The 16,073-nt window shown below is 42.4% G+C and carries 17 protein-coding genes; 11 read left to right on the forward strand and 6 right to left on the reverse strand.

Annotated features, from left to right (window positions below; genetic code table 11):
* Positions 1-5: 5 nt before the first annotated feature.
* On the reverse strand, positions 6-1,268 hold the full coding sequence (gene waaA / locus GDK41_RS03950; RefSeq protein WP_152085186.1) for a lipid IV(A) 3-deoxy-D-manno-octulosonic acid transferase: 1,263 nt from the start codon (positions 1,266-1,268) through the stop codon (positions 6-8).
* Between the two features lie 148 nt (positions 1,269-1,416).
* Between waaA and GDK41_RS03955 the strand changes: the two genes are divergently transcribed.
* The 3 genes from GDK41_RS03955 to hldE are packed head-to-tail and all read left to right on the forward strand — an operon-like array spanning position 1,417 to position 4,970.
* Positions 1,417-2,868 carry a capsule assembly Wzi family protein gene (locus GDK41_RS03955; RefSeq protein WP_152085187.1) on the forward strand — a complete coding sequence of 484 codons (1,452 nt, stop codon included), beginning with the start codon at positions 1,417-1,419 and terminating at the stop codon, positions 2,866-2,868.
* 54 nt (positions 2,869-2,922) lie between these two features.
* Positions 2,923-3,513 (forward strand): D-sedoheptulose-7-phosphate isomerase, encoded by a 591-nt coding sequence (locus tag GDK41_RS03960; RefSeq protein ID WP_152085188.1) that lies wholly within the window; start codon positions 2,923-2,925, stop codon positions 3,511-3,513.
* Positions 3,513-4,970, forward strand: a complete 1,458-nt coding sequence (hldE, locus tag GDK41_RS03965; protein ID WP_152085189.1) for a bifunctional D-glycero-beta-D-manno-heptose-7-phosphate kinase/D-glycero-beta-D-manno-heptose 1-phosphate adenylyltransferase HldE — start codon at positions 3,513-3,515, stop codon at positions 4,968-4,970. The genes GDK41_RS03960 and hldE overlap by 1 nt, the downstream gene beginning before the upstream one ends.
* Before the next feature lies 1 nt (position 4,971).
* Here the strand turns inward: hldE and GDK41_RS03970 are convergent, their stop codons facing one another.
* Entirely contained in the window at positions 4,972-5,688 is a 717-nt protein-coding gene (locus GDK41_RS03970; RefSeq protein ID WP_152087507.1) for a 3-deoxy-D-manno-octulosonic acid kinase, read from the reverse strand.
* Between the two features lie 124 nt (positions 5,689-5,812).
* Here GDK41_RS03970 and GDK41_RS03975 point away from each other — a divergent pair, with 124 nt between their 5' ends.
* The 6 genes from GDK41_RS03975 (at position 5,813) to glpG (ending at position 11,043) form a co-directional block, all read left to right on the forward strand.
* Positions 5,813-6,859: a glycosyltransferase family 9 protein gene (locus GDK41_RS03975; RefSeq protein WP_172971543.1), complete on the forward strand. Its 1,047-nt coding sequence runs from the start codon at positions 5,813-5,815 to the stop codon at positions 6,857-6,859.
* Entirely contained in the window at positions 6,856-7,407 is a 552-nt protein-coding gene (gene gmhB / locus GDK41_RS03980) for a D-glycero-beta-D-manno-heptose 1,7-bisphosphate 7-phosphatase (protein WP_152085191.1), read from the forward strand. Before GDK41_RS03975 ends, gmhB begins: the two co-directional genes overlap by 4 nt.
* Positions 7,408-7,569: 162 nt before the next feature.
* A complete protein-coding gene (locus tag GDK41_RS03985) occupies positions 7,570-8,766 on the forward strand; it encodes a glycine C-acetyltransferase (RefSeq protein ID WP_152085192.1) in 1,197 nt (398 codons plus the stop codon).
* 43 nt (positions 8,767-8,809) lie between these two features.
* Complete coding sequence (gene tdh, locus GDK41_RS03990) at positions 8,810-9,835, forward strand: L-threonine 3-dehydrogenase (protein ID WP_152085193.1); 1,026 nt, start codon at positions 8,810-8,812, stop codon at positions 9,833-9,835.
* A 66-nt stretch (positions 9,836-9,901) separates the two neighbouring features.
* The gene (glpE, locus tag GDK41_RS03995; protein ID WP_152085194.1) at positions 9,902-10,219 is read left to right on the forward strand and encodes a thiosulfate sulfurtransferase GlpE; all 318 of its coding nucleotides are present in this window, start codon (positions 9,902-9,904) and stop codon (positions 10,217-10,219) included.
* On the forward strand, positions 10,216-11,043 hold the full coding sequence (glpG, locus tag GDK41_RS04000) for a rhomboid family intramembrane serine protease GlpG (protein WP_152085195.1): 828 nt from the start codon (positions 10,216-10,218) through the stop codon (positions 11,041-11,043). Before glpE ends, glpG begins: the two co-directional genes overlap by 4 nt.
* On the opposite strand, the gene GDK41_RS04005 is transcribed toward glpG, so the two are convergent.
* Positions 11,024-11,419 carry a flagellar basal body-associated protein FliL gene (locus tag GDK41_RS04005; protein ID WP_152085196.1) on the reverse strand — a complete coding sequence of 132 codons (396 nt, stop codon included), beginning with the start codon at positions 11,417-11,419 and terminating at the stop codon, positions 11,024-11,026. The genes glpG and GDK41_RS04005 overlap by 20 nt on opposite strands.
* Before the next feature lie 177 nt (positions 11,420-11,596).
* Here GDK41_RS04005 and GDK41_RS04010 point away from each other — a divergent pair, with 177 nt between their 5' ends.
* Both GDK41_RS04010 and ubiA read left to right on the forward strand, forming a co-directional pair.
* Positions 11,597-12,142, forward strand: coding sequence for a chorismate--pyruvate lyase family protein (locus GDK41_RS04010; protein WP_152085197.1), 546 nt, complete (start codon positions 11,597-11,599; stop codon positions 12,140-12,142).
* Positions 12,120-12,992 (forward strand): 4-hydroxybenzoate octaprenyltransferase, encoded by an 873-nt coding sequence (ubiA, locus tag GDK41_RS04015; protein ID WP_152085198.1) that lies wholly within the window; start codon positions 12,120-12,122, stop codon positions 12,990-12,992. The genes GDK41_RS04010 and ubiA overlap by 23 nt, the downstream gene beginning before the upstream one ends.
* 57 nt (positions 12,993-13,049) lie before the next feature.
* On the opposite strand, the gene GDK41_RS04020 is transcribed toward ubiA, so the two are convergent.
* From GDK41_RS04020 to GDK41_RS04030, 3 genes are all read right to left on the reverse strand, one after another.
* Complete coding sequence (locus GDK41_RS04020; RefSeq protein ID WP_152085199.1) at positions 13,050-13,949, reverse strand: LysR family transcriptional regulator; 900 nt, start codon at positions 13,947-13,949, stop codon at positions 13,050-13,052.
* Positions 13,950-14,058: 109 nt separating this feature from the next.
* Positions 14,059-15,585, reverse strand: coding sequence for a DUF3369 domain-containing protein (locus GDK41_RS04025; RefSeq protein ID WP_152085200.1), 1,527 nt, complete (start codon positions 15,583-15,585; stop codon positions 14,059-14,061).
* Between the two features lie 63 nt (positions 15,586-15,648).
* Entirely contained in the window at positions 15,649-16,044 is a 396-nt protein-coding gene (locus GDK41_RS04030) for a DUF2721 domain-containing protein (protein WP_152085201.1), read from the reverse strand.
* Positions 16,045-16,073: the final 29 nt, after the last annotated feature.

Here is a 16,073-nt window from a genome sequence, read left to right on the forward strand (position 1 = left end):
TGTTTTTACCTTTGCAAGTGTTGACTAATTAATGCCAGCGTTTTATCTATTGCGCCTTGGTTACGCGCTAAGCAATCAAGCGCTTGCTGCCCTTGTAACTCACGCTTGTGTGCGTCATTGAACAACTCAATCACAGACTCCGAAAGTTCAGTGCTATTTTTAACAACTTGAGCGCCCCCTTGTGAAATCAATTCTGGGTAAACATGGGCAAAGTTGTAAGTGTGTGCCCCTGTCAAAATAGGCACTGAGTAGGCTGCCGCTTCTAGCGGGTTATGTCCGCCTCGCTCAATTAAGCTACCACCAATGTATGCGACGTCGCCACTACCAAAGAGCATTTTTAGCTCGCCTAATGTGTCTGCTAATAACACTTGGCAATTATCATCAAAGGATGTGCTGCGACAGCAATGTGTTAAAGGCGAATCAGCAAGTAATTCATCTACTCTAGAGAATTGCTCTGGGTGTCTTGGTGCAATGATAAGTAGGGCATTGGCATGCGCGCGCAATACTTGCTGGTGGGCACTGAGTACTTGCTCATGCTCAGTTGGGTGTGTAGAGCCTGCAACCCAGACAGGCCGGCCTTTAAACTGCGCTTTTAGTTTGGCGGCCGACGCTCTTTCTTCGAGGCTTAATTGAATATCAAACTTAATAGAGCCGGTTACTGTGACTTTGCTTTGCGCTAACCCTAACGCAATAAAACGCTGTGCATCTTGTTTGTTGTGGCTTGCTAACACATCGATATTTGCCATGATAGTTTTGCTCAAAGCCGCCACTTTTTTATAACCTTGAAAGGACTTTTCAGATAAACGGGCATTGATTATTTGTACATGACAGTCGTTGTTTTTTGCATGGGAGAACAAGTTAGGCCAAAGCTCGGTTTCAAGTACCAGCAAAAGCTTGGGCTTAAGGCGTTTGATAAAGCGTTTGCTGGCAAAGTAAAAATCAATGGGTAAGTAACAAAGTGCAATATCATCACCTAAGCTTTGCTGAATTTGCTTTCGGCCTGTGGGCGTATTGCACGAAACAATAACAGCTTCGTCTGGGTACTTTTTGCGAAATGCTTTTATTAATGGTGTGGCAGCGAGTACCTCACCCACAGAGGCGCAATGAAAGAGCACAGCCTGTTTTGGTAGGTGAGTGTTACAAAAGCCAAATCGCTCCAAAAAATGTTGCCGATACCCCGCATTTTTTTTACCACGAACACCATACAAGTAAATGAAAATAACCGGTGAAAGTAGTGCTAGCAGTAGTGAGTAGAATAATCGGGCCATGACACCATACAGTAGTTGAAAATGCTATTTTAACGTGTTCACGCATTAAATTGGAATAGAGTAACAAAATTACACATTTGTGGGTGTGCGCCTTGCTGGGTTATTTGCTAGTATGGCGGCACTTTTGTCATTCGTTGTATGTAAATTTATGTCGTTAAAACTCTCAGCATGTATTGCAGGCGTTGTACTGTTTTTTTCAAGTTATAGCTATAGTTCGCCAACCGCTTACTTACCTGTCGGTAAAGATAAGTTACTTGAATATCAGATAGATCGTATGTTTGCACTTACCGATGGCGTGCCAATGGCAAAGCCCTACCGGATAAGTGAAATTAATATGGCGCTGAGAAAGTTACATAGCGTTAACCGCCCTCTGTACAACAGTATTCGCAAGCGCCTCACGTCTTATTTTAGTAAAGATGACGTGACACGCCAAGGCGTTAAGTTGCGCTATGATTCCGGTGAAGTGGTGCGGCTAGCCAACGACAGAAGCAACCAATCTAACGAATATGCAGAAATCTCACTAGAAGGTGTGTGGCGAGGCAGTGACAGTTCTTTACTGCAACTGGGTATGGATTACCGGGTACGACAAGGGGATCTCGTGCCCTATAATACCTTTTATGCACTCGGTGGTGACACGTTTCAACTAAATTTAGGCTACAAGGAGCATTGGTTTTCTCCTTTTAAGAGCTTTGCACAAGTATACTCGACCAATGCCCAGCCTTCGCCCTCAGTATCATTAGGACTTATCGCGCCTTTGACAAATTGGTGGAATTTTGACTTTGAATTGTTTTACTCAGAACTTGAGCATGTAGAGCAGGGTATTGTTTATCAGGGTAAATTGCATTCAGGCAAACCAAAACTTGCGGGTACACATATTAGCATCGAACCAATTGAAGGTTGGACCATAGGGTTAAACCGCATGATGCAATTTGGCGGGGGGCCAAGAAAGGTTAGCACAAGTGATATTATTAAAGCTTACTTTGACCCCGCTGGTAGTGACAATAAAACAGCGCAATTAAGTCAAGATGCTGAGTTAGGTGACCAATGGGCAACCATCACCAGCACCGTACAAACTAATTTTTACACACCAGCCGAGTGGTACTTTGAATATGGTGGTGAGGATACCAAAGGTCATAAGAACTACCAATTTGGTAACACGGTAGCAAGTTTTGGTTTATATTTGCCGCAGTTAACGAGTAACACCACACTGCGTTATGAATATACCAATATGCACAGCCTTTGGTACGAAAATGAAATTTATCCAGCAGCAGGTAACACCATCAAAGGCGCTGTCGTTGGTCATTTTGCAGGAGATATGCGTGAGTTTGGCGACTCAGCGCCAAGCCAAATTCATACTCTAGAAATGACGCTAAGTGACAACGTGAATTCAATGTGGCGAGCAAAATACACGCAGGTAGACAATAAAAGCGGTTATCTGAACGAATTTAACGAAGTGGGCAAAGACTACGAAAAGGCGCAAGCACTGCAAATAAGTAACAGTCGCATGATTGATAAACGTCAAGTAGAGACCACTTTGACTGTGGGTAAAGATGTTTTTGGGCAAAGCTATACTTGGCTATCGCTCAATGTATACTGGTAGTTATACGATATAGCTAAAGAAATCATACCCGAAGTAGGGGATATAGGAACAAACATGTCGCAAAACGAAAAAATCGAGCAAAGCTATCTAGAAAGTCTAGAACGTCATAAAGCTTTGTTTGAAACTATGGCAAACTACCACCAAGAGTGTTTGAGTTTATTAGAGGCGTGCCAAAGTACGTTAGCGCAAGGCGGTAAGGTCATTTGGTTTGGCAATGGTGGGAGTGCTGCTGATGCTCAGCATTTGGCGGCAGAGTTTGTGGTGCGCTATAAACTAGAGCGTGGTCCATTGGCGTCAATCGCGTTAACAACAGACACTTCTATTCTTACGGCTCATAGCAACGACTATCATTTTGACACCGTGTTTGAACGTCAAGTTCAAGCATTGTGTAAACCCGAGGATTTAGTTATTGGTTTAACAACCTCTGGTACAAGTAAAAATATTAATTTGGCGTTGGCTGCTGCCAATGACATCGGTGCATATACTGTGGCGTTAACAGGTCGCGATGGCGCAGAGGTTAAGAGTATTGCTCAGCTACCTATTATTGTTAAAAATGACGAAACGGCACGTATTCAAGAAGCACATATGTTTATTGGTCACTGGTTATGTGAAGCGGTGGACATGCTGGTGGCGGAGCAGCAGTAATGGATTTTTCACGGTTACAAAAACTAAACCAAGCGCGAGTATTGGTCGTTGGTGATGTAATGCTAGATCGCTACTGGCATGGCGACACAGGGCGTATTTCGCCCGAGGCTCCAGTGCCAGTTGTTAAAGTAAGTAGTCTTGAAGACAAAGCTGGTGGCGCAGCAAACGTGGCCAAAAACATTGCTCACTTGGATGGGCAAGTAGGTCTACTCGGTTTGATAGGTGAAGACGACAATGGTCAGTCACTACTGCGTATTCTAGAAAGCGAGAAAATAGCCTCTCAGTTGGTAACCATCGAGGAACTGCCTACCATCGCTAAAATGCGTGTTATTAGCCGTCATCAGCAAGTGGTGCGCTTAGACCTTGAAGAAACCTTCACGCAACAGCATAGCCGTTTATTATTAGCACGTTTAGAACAAGTGCTAGACGATTATGACTTCGTTTTGTTTTCTGATTACAACAAAGGCGCATTAAGCGCTATTAAAGAAATGATAAGCCTTGCTAAAGCGGCGGGTAAAACAGTGCTTATCGACCCCAAATCAAGCGACTTATCCTTGTATCGTGGCGCTGATTACATAACCCCTAATCTGAATGAATTTAAATTAGCTGGTGGTAAAGCAGATAGCGAGCAAGTGCTAACAGAAAGCGCCAGAAAGCTCATCGCTGATAATGGTATCGGTGCTATGCTTTTGACACGCTCTGAGCAAGGTATGTCACTTATTTCTGCGAACGAAAAATATGATTTTCCAGCACAGGTGTTAGAAGTAAGCGATGTAACAGGCGCAGGCGACACCGTTATTGCAACACTCACGACCATGCTTGGCGCAGGTATGGCGCCTAAAGATGCGGTAGAAGTAGCCAACATTGCTGCAGGTATTGCGGTGAGTAAGCTTGGTGCTGCAACCGTATCGCCAGAAGAATTGAGCCGCAAAATGGGTCAGTATCTACGTGAGACGGGCGAGCATTATCAAACGCCGTTTGATGATGTGTTAAAACACATTACTTTTGCCAAAAAGAACGGTGAAAAAATTGTATTCACCAATGGCTGTTTCGATATTCTACATGCTGGTCATGTGCGCTACTTAGCACAAGCAAAAAGCATGGGAGATAGACTGGTTGTCGGTTTAAATAACGATGAGTCAATTTCACGCCTGAAGGGCCCACAAAGACCAATTAATGGGCTTAATGAGCGTGCAATGGTGCTCAGCGCGTTAGCCTCTGTCGATTGGGTTATTCCATTTGGCTCTGAGGATGAAGACGACACGCCCGCTAAGTTAATTGAAACAATCAGCCCAGATATTTTAGTCAAAGGTGGCGACTACAAAATAGAAGACATCGCAGGTGCTGATTATGTACTTAGCCAAGGTGGGCAAGTAGAAGTGCTGGCTTTTGTTGATGGTTGCTCTACTTCGGGCATTATCGAAAAAGCAAAAATGGGTAAATCGCAAAAGTCGTGATTTACCCGATGGCAGCTTTGTAGGCCTGCATTAGGGTTAGCCAATCTTGCTCTGAAAAATAAAAGGTCGGCCACTTGCCGGCCTCTTTATTAAATGAGCGTTGTAAACGCGCCATATTAGCTTGTTGCCAACTGGCGTGCGTCTGGCGAAGTTGTCCACGGTCAAAGTCAATCAAGTACACCTTGCCATCATCGCTGAACAAAATATTGTTGATGTTTAAATCAGCGTGATACACCCCTTGGTTATGAAACTGCGCAATTGTGCTACCAACAAGTGTGAGCTCTTGCTCCGTGGCTTGTCGAGCTTGTAATCGCTCACATAAGCTTGTTGCACCACTAATGGCGCCCGTTATCAAATCGCCTCGATAAATAAGCCCTTGTTGAGTGACTTTTGCCGCTACAGGCTTGGGCACGGGCAAGCGCAATTCATCAAGTTTACATAACAGGTCAAATTCTTGATAAACGCGTGTTTTGGCTAATCCCAGATACAAATATTGGTCTGATAATAGCTTACCAACCAGGCCGCCACGCCAATAGTGTTTTAGTACATTAACTTGTTTTTTATGCTCATAAAACCAAGCGGTTGCTCTGCCTTCTTTGGTGGCCACAATGGCATTTAATTGTTGCCAATAAGTGGGGTCAAACCAATCAAGGGAAACGTCACAACTGACGTTTTCTTTGCAGAGTAAATAATGGTGATTTATTTTGGTAATGATCATCAAACATAAGTGGATAGCAAGTGATTGAACAAGTGTACCGCGTTTTTTATTTACCTTAAACTTGCAAAGCATATTGATTAATTTAAGATCGCACCCCTAACAAGTTTTAATTGCAGGAAGTTTGGTGTCTTTTTCTCCTCGTTCTATTTGTATTCTCAGGCTGTCAGCGATCGGCGATGTGTGCCATGCAGTCGCTGCCGTGCAAGCCATACAAGCAACACACCCTAACGCTTCTATCACATGGGTGATTGGCAAAGTAGAAGCTATGTTATTAGCGGACTTACCCGGCGTGAAGTTTGTTATTTTTGACAAAAAACAAGGTAAAGCGGCTTATAAGACACTGAAGCAAACCTTTAAAGGTCAACAGTTTGATGTGTTGTTACATATGCAAGTGGCACTGAGAGCAAACCTTGCAGCGCGTTGTATTCCTGCCAAATTAAAAATTGGCTTTGACAAAGGCCGCAGTAAAGAGCTGCATTCTTTGTTTATCAATCGCAGAATTGAGCCACAAAGCGAGCCTCATGTGCTTGAGGGATTCCAAAACTTTGCCCGAGCTATAGGTGCTAATTGTGGCAAACCTACGTGGAATATGCCCGTTGCGGAGCAAGACAAAGAGCAAGCCAAAACACTTTTAGCTGATTTAAAGCAACGAATATTCGTGATCTCCCCTGCTGCAAGTAAAGCAGAGCGCAATTGGTTGCCTGAGCGCTATGCGGCACTTGCGGAGCATGCTGCCGTGCAAGGGTTTTCAGTGGTGATCACAGGAGGGCCAACGCCTTTAGAAGAAGCGCTGGCTGCGGATATTATCCAACATGCTCAATGCGAGATCAAAAACTTAGTGGGTAAAACACAGCTTAAAACCTTACTATGCGTGCTTGAGAGAGCATCGTTGGTACTAGCTCCTGATACGGGGCCAGCTCACATGGCAGTAACAGTTGGCACGCCTGTAATTGGTTTGTACGCGCATTCAAACCCCGCAAGAACGGGGCCTTATTTGTACCAAGACTATGTGGTAGAGGTGTATCATCAAAACCTGCTTACGCAAAAAGGCAAAACAGCGCAGCAACTACCTTGGGGGACGCGTGTAAAAGGTAGTGATTTGATGGCACAGATAAGCACAGAGCAAGTGATCACTATGTTTGAGCGTGTTGTTGAGGCAGAGAAGTTATGAGTACAAAGCAAAAAGCAATATTCCTAGATAGGGATGGCGTTATAAATATTGATCATGCCTATGTGCACAAAATTGAAGACTTTGAATTTATTGATGGTGTATTTGAGGCATGTCAGCAATTTACAGCAATGGGTTACATTATAGTGGTGGTGACCAATCAATCAGGAATTGGGCGTGGCTACTATGACGAACTGCAATTTGCCAAGCTGAGTGAGTGGATGTGTGAGGAGTTTGCCAAGCACCAGGTGAATATTTCGAAAGTATATTATTGTCCGCATCACCCAGAAAAAGCGCTACCTGAGTTTAAGCGCGATTGTGATTGCAGAAAACCGAGCCCTGGAATGTTAACGCAAGCGATTGCCGAGTTTGATATTGATGTATCGCAAAGCGTGATGGTGGGAGATAAAATTTCAGACATTAAAGCAGCCCGTGCTGTTGGCCTAAGTAAGGCAATTTTAGTTGAATCGGGGCAAGCATTTTCCGATGACATAAAAGACCAAGCTGATCACGTGTGTGCCTCTTTAAAGCACGTACCAACCTTACTGTAACTCATCTCATACGTATTTTACTCAAGCAGGTTGCACGGGATAATGACAATTCGTGCAATTGCGCTTTGAACCTTTTACAATAGCGGCCCAATATGATTTGCCCGGTATGCAGCGGTTAAGAACTGTGTACCTAGGGACCCGTGCAAATAATGGAGACTCCAAATGAGAGCATCGGCCTTTTATAGCCAGATTCAAAATCAGCTTGAAGAAGTTAAAGCTGAAGGTTTATACAAAAATGAACGTGTTATTACCTCTTCTCAACAAGCAGAAATTGCAGTTTCTAGTGGCGATTCAGTCATTAACTTTTGTGCTAACAACTATTTGGGACTTGCCAATCATCCAACTTTGATTGCTGCTGCCAAGCAAGGTTTAGATGCTCATGGTTTTGGTGTCGCTTCAGTGCGTTTTATTTGTGGTACGCAGGATATTCATAAAACATTAGAAGCCAAGATCAGTGAATTCTTACAAACTGAAGATACGATTCTTTACTCTTCATGTTTTGACGCAAATGCGGGTCTTTTTGAAACTATTTTAGGCCCAGATGATGCAATTATTTCTGATGCACTAAACCATGCTTCAATCATTGATGGTGTTCGACTTTGTAAAGCTAAGCGCTTTCGCTATGCGAACAACGACATGGCTGATCTTGAGAAACAACTTATCGCCGCTGACGAAGCGGGCGTAAAAAACAAGTTGATTGCCACTGACGGCGTATTCTCAATGGATGGCGTTATTTGCAACCTAGAAGCGCTTTGCGATTTAGCGGATAAGTACGACGCGCTTGTGATGGTCGATGACTCGCATGCGGTTGGTTTTGTTGGTGAAAACGGTCGTGGTACACCTGAGTACTGTGGTGTTATGGACCGTGTAGACATTATAACTGGCACTTTAGGTAAAGCACTTGGCGGTGCATCGGGTGGTTATACATCAGGTAAAAAAGAAGTCATTGACTGGCTACGTCAGCGTTCTCGTCCATACTTATTCTCAAACTCATTGGCTCCGTCTATTGTGACAGCGTCTATTGCTGTGCTTGATATGCTTAAAGATGGTAAAGCGTTACGTGATAAGCTTTGGAGCAATGCAGCTTACTTCCGCGAGAAAATGGAAGCAGCTGGCTTTACGTGTGCAGGTAAAGATCATGCCATCATTCCGGTTATGTTAGGTGACGCTAAAGTAGCAGCGCAAATGGCGGACAAATTGCTTGCAGAAGGTATTTACGTGACTGGTTTCTCTTTTCCTGTAGTACCAAAAGGGCAAGCTCGTATCCGTACACAGATTTCGGCTGCCCACACACGCGAGCAGTTAGAGAAGGCCATTGAAGCTTTTACCCGTATTGGTAAAGAGTTAGGCATCATTTAATTTCAAAGCAAGCATCGTGCTTGCTTGTCATCGAGTAACGAGTATGAAAGCTTTATCTAAATTAAAAGCCGAGCCAGGGATATGGATGACAGATGCGCCTAAACCGGAAGTAGGGCATAACGATCTGTTGATTAAGATCCGCAAAACCGCGATTTGTGGTACTGATGTACATATCTACAAATGGGACGAGTGGGCGCAAAATACCATTCCAACCCCTATGGTTGTGGGACATGAGTACGTAGGTGAAGTGGTCGATATGGGCCAGGAAGTACGTGGTTTCAACGTCGGTGATAGGGTCTCTGGCGAAGGCCACATTACCTGTGGTCATTGTCGAAACTGTCGTGCAGGGCGTGTACATTTATGTCGCAACACGACTGGAGTGGGTGTGAACCGTGAGGGGTCATTCGCAGAATATCTAGTGATCCCAGCATTTAATGCCTTTAAAATTCCTGACAATATTTCAGACGACTTAGCATCAATTTTTGACCCGTTTGGTAATGCTGTTCACACCGCTTTATCTTTTGACTTAGTTGGCGAAGATGTGTTGATCACCGGTGCCGGCCCAATTGGTATTATGGCGGCAGCGGTTGCTAAGCATGTTGGCGCACGCCATGTTGTTATTACTGATGTGAATGAATACCGTTTAGAGCTCGCGCGTAAAATGGGCGCAACCAGAGCGGTTAATGTGGCTAATGATAAGCTCGAAGATACCATGAAAGAGCTTGGTATGACTGAAGGCTTTGATATTGGCCTAGAAATGTCAGGAGTTCCGGTGGCATTTAATAGCATGCTGAATAACATGAATCATGGTGGTAAAATTGCGATGTTAGGTATTCCGCCATCAGATATGGCGGTTGATTGGAATCAGGTGATTTTCAAGGGGCTAGTGATCAAAGGTATCTATGGTCGAGAAATGTTCGAAACCTGGTACAAAATGGCAAGTTTGATCCAATCAGGTCTTAATCTTGAGCCTATCATTACTCATCAATTTCATATTGACCAGTTCCAAGAAGGTTTTGATACCATGATTTCTGGTCAATCAGGTAAAGTGATCTTAAACTGGGATTAAACCCCGTCATTTGTAAATTTTTAAAGGCGGCATAGGTCGCCTTTTTCATTATAGAGTCGTATTTTTATGTCAATGAAACACATTTCTGTTGCTCAGACCAAAGAGTTACTCGGTCGTGATGATGTGGTTATTGCGGATATCCGTGATGAGAACAGCTTTTCACAAGGCCATATTCCAGGTGCGGAGCATTTATCAAACGCGAATATTGGTCACTTTATGCAGGAAAAAGAGTTTGATCAGCCCATTATTGTGGTTTGTTATCATGGGATCAGTTCTCAAGGTGCGGCAAACTACTTAATTGAACAAGGTTTCGAGGATGTATATAGCATGGATGGTGGCTTTACACAGTGGGCAAGCGAATTACCGGGTAGTGTAGCCAAATGATTTTACTGGGTACTTATAACAATCCTCGAGCTGTGCAAGGCGCGGCAGACTACTTTAAAACACAAGGTGTACCAGTAAGTTTGCGCTCTGATGATGGTATACATGTTGAGGTTTGGGTACCCAGTGAGTTTGAATCTAAAGCTTACTTGCTTTGGCAAGACTTTTTAGAAAACCCTCATCATGACAAATATTTAGCCGCTTCTTGGCACAGTGGTGAAGCAAAGTCGCCACTAAATTACGGCGCTAATGAATTAAATTTAGTTAAGCGCTTTTCGGCACTGCATGGGTTTTTAAAGCTTATTTTTATACTCTGCCTAGGCGTATTTATTAGCTTTTATTTGTTTGACCCAAATACTATTTTTAGTTATCTACAGTTTAAAGCACATGATCCAATTAGCTGGCTTACCCCAGTACTTTTGCATTTCGGGGCGTTACATTTGGTATTTAACCTAAGTTGGTGGTTACATTTAGGAAATCAAATCGTAGAACGCTCTGGAGCAATTTACATTTATATGCTGTTCATTTTGAGTGCCATTGTGAGTAACTGGGCACAGTTTATCATGGTTGATAGTCGCTTTGGCGGGCTCAGTGGTGTGGTATACGCGTTACTTGGCTATGCATGGATTTATGGTGTTAAACAGCCTGAAAAGCCAGCGATTGTGAGCAAAGGCGTTGTAGGCTTTATGCTGCTATGGATGATATTTGGCTTTACGGACTTATTTTTTATAAGTATGGCAAACTGGGCGCATTTGTTTGGTCTTCTAAGTGGGATATCGGTTGCGCTGTTACAACCGAATAAACAAATCAATGATACAAGTACTTAGTAAATAGGACATCTCGAATTATTTCTTCACCAGTTTCTTCTTTAAGCAGGCTCTTTAGTTTATCAGCGCACCTAAGCCTAATTTCTTCTCTCCCTGTAAGAGATTTTATTGTTTCTTCAGGCTCCTTGCTTAATATTTGTACGATGGCGTCTCTGAGCAAAGGCGTATGGTGCTCTACAACACTGATATTGCCAACATCATTTAACATTAAGTCAACGGTAACGCGAACATAACCAAGCTTTTTATTTGATTGGCCAATATAATTTGTAATGATATCAGGCTCAAAACCAAAGTAGCCTACATTGGAGTTTGCGCGTGCGCCAAAACTAGTAACGACGAGTACAACAACTGCAAGTATGTAGTATGGTTTATTCATAACAATTTGAAATCCCATTGGTTCAATAGCGAAGCTGACTGTGCTAAGTGTATACTTAAATTACATACTTTTACACATTTGTGATCCATATCTTATTAAAAGATCAGCAAACTTTTTTGAAGCTTAGGGTAATGCTATGATACGGGAGATTTTTAAAGAGCAGGAAGAGTTTTGTTGATGGCACCTTTTTCCATTGACTTTGAGTGGCATTCAGCACCAGAGTATTCCCATTTACCCAGCGAAGACGCAGCAATTATTTTAGACAGTGGGTCTTTGACATCACGATTAAAACAACACAGCAAACACTTCAGAGTAGATGTGTTGCAAGAGCAATGGATTGCAGCTTCAGATGAACATAAAAAGCTACTCGGCCCCAACTGCACTCAATTGCAATGCCGAGAAGTGCTGTTGGTGTGTGACGATGTGGCTAGGGTTTATGCGCAAAGCTGGATTAGTACGCAAGCCTCTGATTTGGGTGTTCGTCAACTAGGAAATAAGCCGCTTGGCGAAGTGTTGTTTCAAGATAAATCTTGGCAACGCTCAGCGCTTGAAGTGGCACAAGTCAATGAGCCGGTAGGGTTTGTGCCATTACTGAAAGATTTACTCTTACCCGAACAAGGTATGTTTGCGCGCCGAAGAGTGTTTACATACCAAGACGCCAATATAATGGTTTGCGAAGTATTTTTGCCTAAGGTTAAACATGCGACTCAATTTGCTTCATAAAGAACATATACCTGCCTACAAGCGTCTGATGCGAACGGATAGGCCCATAGGTACGCTACTACTACTATGGCCTACTTATTGGGCTCTTTGGTTAGCTAATTCAGGCGTGCCATCACTTGATTTGTTGGTTATTTTTAGCTGCGGCGTTTTTATCATGCGCAGTGCGGGTTGCGTGATTAATGATTTTGCAGATAGAAAGATAGACGGTGGCGTAAAGCGCACTGCACAACGTCCTTTAGCTATAGGTGAAATAAAACCTGGCGAAGCATTAAGTCTCTTTTGTTTGCTTATTGTAGCTGCATTTTTTCTGGTGCTAATGCTTAACTGGCAAACTGTATTATTATCTATTGCTGCACTGATGTTGGCTGCGTCATACCCATTTATGAAACGTTATACCCACCTACCTCAGGTGGTTCTGGGAATGGCTTATAGCTTTTCTATTCCAATGGCATTTATGGCCAGTATCGAGACTGTGCCTGGTTATGCGTGGTTAATCTTCATTGCCAATGTATTTTGGACCATCGCGTACGATACTATGTATGCAATGGTAGACAGAGACGATGATCTCAAAATTGGGGTTAAATCTACAGCCATTTTATTTGGTAAGTACGACAGGCACTTCATTGCAATGCTCAATAGTGCTTTTGTTGCAATTATGGTTTTTGTTGGTATAACCCAAACAATGTCATGGCCCTATTTCATAGGTTTAGCAGCAGCTGCAATATTGCTAATTATGCTGCAAATATCGATACATAGTCGCGATAGAATGCGGTGTTTTCAGTCATTTTTAAATAATAACCGAGTTGGGATGGTTGTTTTTATTGGTGTGGCTTTTAGTTATATTTTATAAAAAAATTCATAAAAGAAGGCGGTTTACCGCCTTCTTTTAAATGCTTTACTGCATCAATCATACATTTGAAGCACAGGTTTTGGCTTTTGCTGAAGTTTCTATCAAGCTAAGCAGGTGCTTAATGTGGTTGTCTCGACTAACATGATGATTGGTTTGCACAACCAACTGTTCATGGTTTATGTCTTTGTTGGTTTTTAAAATAACCAAATTCGGATCTTGTGCGATGGTATTTGCATGCTCGATACTGGCTATTGCAAAGTGGTTAGATTGCTTTAGGCCATCCATCACTTGGTCAATATTACCTATCTTCATACTGCTACTTTTGTTCAGCCCCTCAACCGCTTCGTTAAGCATTGATTGAACTTGCTTTGATTGTGAAAAGCAACCATACATTGGGAAATCGTATAGCTCTTCTTTGCGAAGCGAATCTCTGCTGGCAAGTGGATGATGTTTGGCTACAAACAAGATGAGTTGATCAGGAAGATAAATATCACTGATTACATTGCTTGCCGTTTGCAAATAGACGCTGATGTCTATTTCACCAAGTTGTAATTTGCGTGTTAGTTCATGCTCATCTTGCAGTTGCATCTCAATTTTAATATTTGGGTAATCAGCAAGAAACTGCCCGCATGACATAGGAACAATAGAGCTAGCTTCGCTGGTATAGCCTATGACAAGCTTTTGTTGATCCCTACCAAATAAGCTCTGCTTTATGGTCTTTTTAGTAAGTTCTAGTTCTGAAAGTGTTGTTTTACAATAGCTTAAGAACATTTCTCCCTGCTCTGTGAGCCTGACAGAACGGGTTGAGCGTTTGACAAGCTCACAGCCTATTTCATCTTCCAGGGTTTGAATGCTTCTAGTTAATGCTGAAGTGCTTATTTGTGTTTGTTCCGCAGCTTGTCTGAAATGACGCAAATTGCCTAAGGCGACAAACTGTTCTAGTTGTTCAAATCTCATTCGAAATTCCTTTTAATTTCTACTTATCACATAACATTAATGTGTTTTCCTAATACTAATACAAGTATCAGGAGATTGAAAGTGAATATTTTACATTCTGCTTACATTTTTAGTCGGGGTAACTATCTCTAATTGCGATAAACTGGCTTAAGTTGTTTATAAATAAATCAACGAGTTTAGGGTCAAATTGTTTCCCTTTTTCGGATTCTATCAGTGCCAGTACTTTTTCTAAAGGCCAAGCAGGTTTGTAACATCTATCACTACCCAGCGCATCAAATACATCAGCCAATGCTGTGATCCGCCCAACAATATCTATTTTCTCACCTTTTAGGCCTCTAGGGTACCCCGTACCATCCCACTTTTCATGGTGTTGATGTGCTATTGTAGCCCCACATTGCAATATTTCGTTAGAAGAATGTTGTAAGATTTCGTAACCAGTTTGCGCATGAGTCATCATAACTTCCCATTCGCTTTCAGTGAGCTTACCCGGCTTATTTAAAATGTTATCTGGAATACTGATTTTTCCAATATCATGTAACGGTGAAGCGAGCTTTATGATTTCAGCTCGGTAAGTTGAAAGTCCATATAGTTGTGCCAATAACATGCTGTAATGCGCAACGCGTTTAACATGAGAGCCAGTTTCTTTTGACCGGCGTTCAACCGCTTCCCCCAAAATATACGATAGTTCCTTTTGAGACTCTTTGACTGTTTCTCGTAATTTAATATTGTCATAAGCAAGTGCAATATTGTTTGCAAAAAACTCAAGTAACTGTCGGTCAGTACTTTTCATCTTTGAGTCTTTACCAACATAGAGCATTGTTTCTCCCTCACCAGCAGAAGGGAAATAGCCTACATACTCTGTTTCCGTTGAGCGTGAAGCTCTTAAGTTATGAGATTCAATAAATAGTGTTTTTACATGTTCGGGTATAGAGGATGACTTGGGCTCTACACCTAGGCCTGATGCTGCCAGTAATCTAAATTTCGCACCCGATTCGTTAGCATTATTAATTGCAGCGGCACAATAAATGTCGTTATCGCTTAGCCCCATCACATTTGAGACGTGTTCTAATATAGTAGAGGCAAATTCGCGGACACTATTGCATTGCAAAAATGAAGATGAAGCATTAATGATTTGCTCTAAGCCTCTTTTGTGTCGCTCAATAGTTTGAATATCTCGGTGGGCTCGCAAAGCAGAGTAGAGCAATGTTTTTAGCTTTACGGCGGTTAGTTCGGTTTTATTTTTATAATCATTGATATCATAATCTCTGATCACTGACTCTTCGGGCGCTTCTCCTGGTTGGCCCGTTCTTAAGATCAAACGAACATCATGATTTTCTAGGTCATTGCGGATGTATTTGATCAGGTCAAGGCCGGCATGATTTGTTTCCATAACAACATCAACTAAACCGACAGAAATTAACGCTTCCTTTTCAAGAATCTCTTTTGCTTGTCTGGCGGAGTAGGCATGATGAAAACGCAGTGGCTTCTTCTCAAATTCAAAGCCAGACAACACTAACTTGGTGACTTGATGGATATCTTCTTCATCATCAACGATTAGAATATCCCAATACTCAGAATTGAGTTCAGGGTTATTTGGTTCTTCTATTGATTCATCAGAGAAAAGAAAACTGCTCACTCGCTGCCCCTTTAATGACGGTTAACTTTGTCAGTATAGTCATTAATGCGAAGGGCTGCTTAATCATGAAGTTGGCTTTTTCTCAATATTTTGCAATTCTATTTCTATGGCATCGCAAGAGATATGGATTTCATATAAAGAGATAATTAACGATAGGGTTAAACAGCACAAACTGGCGCCAAATAAAATAACCCCAGTTAACGCAAGTTCAATGAATAGGGCAAACATAGATAGCGTACAGAGCAAAAATGCAACGACGCCCCAGACCTGCATAAACCGTATTAATTTTATACGCTTTCTAAGGTTATGAATTTGTGCTCGAACGAGCGGGCGAATGCTTTCTCCTTCTCGTGCATTTAGCTCACGAATAAGTTGAGCTAAAACCAAGAACCGATTGGTATAGGCCAATAAAAGTAAAGAAATAGCGGGAAATAAAAGCCCGGGAGTGGTCAGTGTCATTATTGCCTCTCAAATAATCGCGGAACAAA

Source organism: Pseudoalteromonas sp. A25 (assembly GCF_009176705.1).
In the GTDB taxonomy this organism is placed as follows: Bacteria; Pseudomonadota; Gammaproteobacteria; order Enterobacterales; family Alteromonadaceae; genus Pseudoalteromonas.

What these genes read in the sequence shown, in the direction of transcription:
- waaA (WP_152085186.1), bottom strand. Translation starts at nt 1,268, where the DNA reads ATGGCCCGATTATTCTACTCACTACTGCTAGCACTACTTTCACCGGTT.
- GDK41_RS03955 (WP_152085187.1), top strand. Translation starts at nt 1,417, where the DNA reads ATGTCGTTAAAACTCTCAGCATGTATTGCAGGCGTTGTACTGTTTTTT.
- GDK41_RS03960 (WP_152085188.1), top strand. Translation starts at nt 2,923, where the DNA reads ATGTCGCAAAACGAAAAAATCGAGCAAAGCTATCTAGAAAGTCTAGAA.
- hldE (WP_152085189.1), top strand. Translation starts at nt 3,513, where the DNA reads ATGGATTTTTCACGGTTACAAAAACTAAACCAAGCGCGAGTATTGGTC.
- GDK41_RS03970 (WP_152087507.1), bottom strand. Translation starts at nt 5,688, where the DNA reads ATGATCATTACCAAAATAAATCACCATTATTTACTCTGCAAAGAAAAC.
- gmhB (WP_152085191.1), top strand. Translation starts at nt 6,856, where the DNA reads ATGAGTACAAAGCAAAAAGCAATATTCCTAGATAGGGATGGCGTTATA.
- GDK41_RS03985 (WP_152085192.1), top strand. Translation starts at nt 7,570, where the DNA reads ATGAGAGCATCGGCCTTTTATAGCCAGATTCAAAATCAGCTTGAAGAA.
- tdh (WP_152085193.1), top strand. Translation starts at nt 8,810, where the DNA reads ATGAAAGCTTTATCTAAATTAAAAGCCGAGCCAGGGATATGGATGACA.
- glpE (WP_152085194.1), top strand. Translation starts at nt 9,902, where the DNA reads ATGTCAATGAAACACATTTCTGTTGCTCAGACCAAAGAGTTACTCGGT.
- glpG (WP_152085195.1), top strand. Translation starts at nt 10,216, where the DNA reads ATGATTTTACTGGGTACTTATAACAATCCTCGAGCTGTGCAAGGCGCG.
- GDK41_RS04005 (WP_152085196.1), bottom strand. Translation starts at nt 11,419, where the DNA reads ATGAATAAACCATACTACATACTTGCAGTTGTTGTACTCGTCGTTACT.
- GDK41_RS04010 (WP_152085197.1), top strand. Translation starts at nt 11,597, where the DNA reads ATGGCACCTTTTTCCATTGACTTTGAGTGGCATTCAGCACCAGAGTAT.
- ubiA (WP_152085198.1), top strand. Translation starts at nt 12,120, where the DNA reads ATGCGACTCAATTTGCTTCATAAAGAACATATACCTGCCTACAAGCGT.
- GDK41_RS04020 (WP_152085199.1), bottom strand. Translation starts at nt 13,949, where the DNA reads ATGAGATTTGAACAACTAGAACAGTTTGTCGCCTTAGGCAATTTGCGT.
- GDK41_RS04030 (WP_152085201.1), bottom strand. Translation starts at nt 16,044, where the DNA reads ATGACACTGACCACTCCCGGGCTTTTATTTCCCGCTATTTCTTTACTT.